Consider the following 2676-nt stretch of genomic DNA (forward strand, 5'->3'; position numbering starts at 1 on the left):
AATGGTAAAGCCCCAGGTGCTGGTGTTTCCGCTGTTGTCGTAAGCTGTCCAGGTAATAAGGTTCGCTCCTTTGGATAAAACAACGCCTGCCATGGAGGTCGTTGCGTCTGTACCTACCTCAGTTCCACTGTTGATCTTATAGGTTAGTTTGGCTATCCCACAGGCATCGCTGACTGTAGTCGGATTAAATTCCCTGTCTTTGACAGTGTACGTGCAGGCCCCGGCATCCGTATTCCGGTTGCCGCTGGGGGCTGTTCCGGAAATAGCTGGTTTCTCCGTATCTTTCAGGGTTAAAGTAAAAGAACAAAGTGCCGAGTTATTGCTGGCATCGGTTGCTGTAATGGTTATCAGCTGGGTAGTCCCATTCCCGCTTAAAACAGTAGCCGGCGAGGGATTCTGACTAAGGGTAATAGATCCTGAGGCCGTACAATTATCACTTACCGTCACATAACTTCTAAAGTCCGGCAATGAAACAGTACAATTGCCGGCATCCATGGCTATATTCTGATCTGATGGACAATTTTCAATGGTCGGATTGACATTGTCTAAAGTCACCGTATAAGCCTGATCGGCAGAACAATTTTTATCACTGATGGCAATGACAGTATATTGAGTTGGGGAACTGATTGAAGTAGTAAAAGGCAATACTCCAATTTGCGTAGTTTTTGCCTGATTCCAAAGTTCGAATGAACTGCCATGGGTAGCTGTGGCTGAAATCGTAAAATTTGAACCAGGACAAACAGGTGATGAAGGAGAAATGATAATATTTGAAGGAAGAGGATCAATGGTGATGATAGCCGTTTCAGGACTGATTTCTAAAGAATTTCCTAAATAATCGGTGACAGAGATCAATGAATAGGTAGAAGTGGTTGCCGGTTGAACCGTAATTACTTTTTCAGAGGTATAGCCATTTTCTGTATATTGATTAATTCCATCGCTATAAACCACAGTATAAGGACTTGTTCCTGAAGTTATGGTCACACCAACGGAAGTATAGCCACCGCTGCAAATTTCAGAAGGAGAATTTGAATGAATAATACAATTCTGTGCAATTACTTTGTTTCCAAGCAAAAGCAAAAAAGCGTTTACAAATACAAATATAAATATTTTGTTAACGTTTAAATGTTTTTTAAAATCACAAGTAGGGATAGTCGTAAAATGAATCATCATTAAAATATTTATAAATGAAAATTTTATTGAATCCCGATCTTACTTTACTCTATGAAAAAAACTTCTATTTTTTTGCTTGTTGTTAATTTTTTAGACGTTAAAATTTTATTTTTAAATTTGATGATCTATGATTGGGGAATTCCAGTCATGTATATTTGATATAGAAATATACTAAAAAATGAAGAAGGAAACTTAAAAAATTTGACCAAGAAATGATACTCCGATATTTATATTTTCAAAAATTCGATCAATACTAAATCAGGCTATTCCTTTCGATTATTACCATTTTATGAATATCAATTTTTGTTATGTTAATTGATTGAAATACATCATTAATAATTTTGGTGAATTCTGAATTTTAAAGAATAATAATAACTTTGAAAAAATAACAATCATAATTAAAATAATGAAAAATAAAATTTTACCCAAACTTTGGTTTATTCTTCTATCCGCTTTATTTTTCGATGCTGCCATGGGACAAAGCCCAGCCAGGATATGTTCCCCTGATAGTTTTTCCTGCCACACCAAAAAAATCATCTTTTCCCTTACCCAGGGGGGCAATTCAAAAAGATTCAGGACTTTGAAAAAAAGCTTTTTAAATGACAGCAGTAAGAATATTTTCATACATAAACAGGCAATTGACTGGCTGGGGCTGTACAGGAATCTTTATGTAGATATCAATGGAAAGACGGACAGCATGGTTTATATTACTTGTCATTACGACAAAGCAGATGGAAATCTTTTCATGCTTGTAAGTGTTTTGTTAAATGGTTCACTTGATTTTTTCCTTTCTCCTGCTTATTTCAGCAAAGGGGCCTATGACAATGGAACAGGCTGTGCCGTGGCACGTGAACTAATCAGGCAGATGCAACAATACAATCCTCATTATACTTACAGATTCTTATTCACCGGTCAGGAAGAAGAAGGCCTGCGAGGTTCAAGAAGGCATGTTTCAGGTTTAAGCAAAAAAGAATGGAGTAAAGTGGTTTATGCCGTCAACATTGACATGATAGGTGAAAAAGGAAACAAAAACCTGTACGTTTCAGCAGATGTAAGTGATTCGGCCCTGGTGATGCAAGTTTTCAGGATATCGCTACTCAATCACCTTAATCTTTCATTCAATGCGATCAAGAAAACCGGGGGAACCAGTGATTTTGAATCATTCAAGGGTCAGAGCTTTTGTAAGGATTTTTTAAAAAGTTTTGAATTCAATCTGCCAGGAGCCTTCCTCCCGCAACGAAGTTATTTCACTTCCAGAAAAAAAGCCGTTCCGGTTATAAACTTTACAGATTCATGTAGATTCGGCATTTCCGATATGCTTTCCATTTACTCTCCCTTTTCTTTTGGACATGAGCACAGCTATAAGGATAAACCCTCAAGAATTGACTATAACAGGCTTTATAACTATTACCAATTGATCTGGCATTTGCTGGAAAGTAAAGACATTGCTTTGAAAAGATAAACAATCAGAACAATACACGAACAATTAAACATTAACACATAACA

Annotated in this window: 2 protein-coding genes; one reads left to right on the forward strand and one right to left on the reverse strand. The window is 36.8% G+C overall.

The features are described 5' to 3' along the window. A partial coding sequence (locus tag Q8907_15780) for a hypothetical protein (GenBank protein MDP4275729.1) occupies positions 1-1071 on the reverse strand: 1071 nt, incomplete at its 3' end. Between the two features lie 505 nt (positions 1072-1576). Here Q8907_15780 and Q8907_15785 point away from each other — a divergent pair. Beyond that, positions 1577-2632 (forward strand): M28 family peptidase, encoded by a 1056-nt coding sequence (locus tag Q8907_15785; protein MDP4275730.1) that lies wholly within the window; start codon positions 1577-1579, stop codon positions 2630-2632. Positions 2633-2676: the final 44 nt, after the last annotated feature.

This window comes from Bacteroidota bacterium (assembly GCA_030706565.1).
Classification (GTDB): domain Bacteria; phylum Bacteroidota; class Bacteroidia; order Bacteroidales; family JAUZOH01; genus JAUZOH01.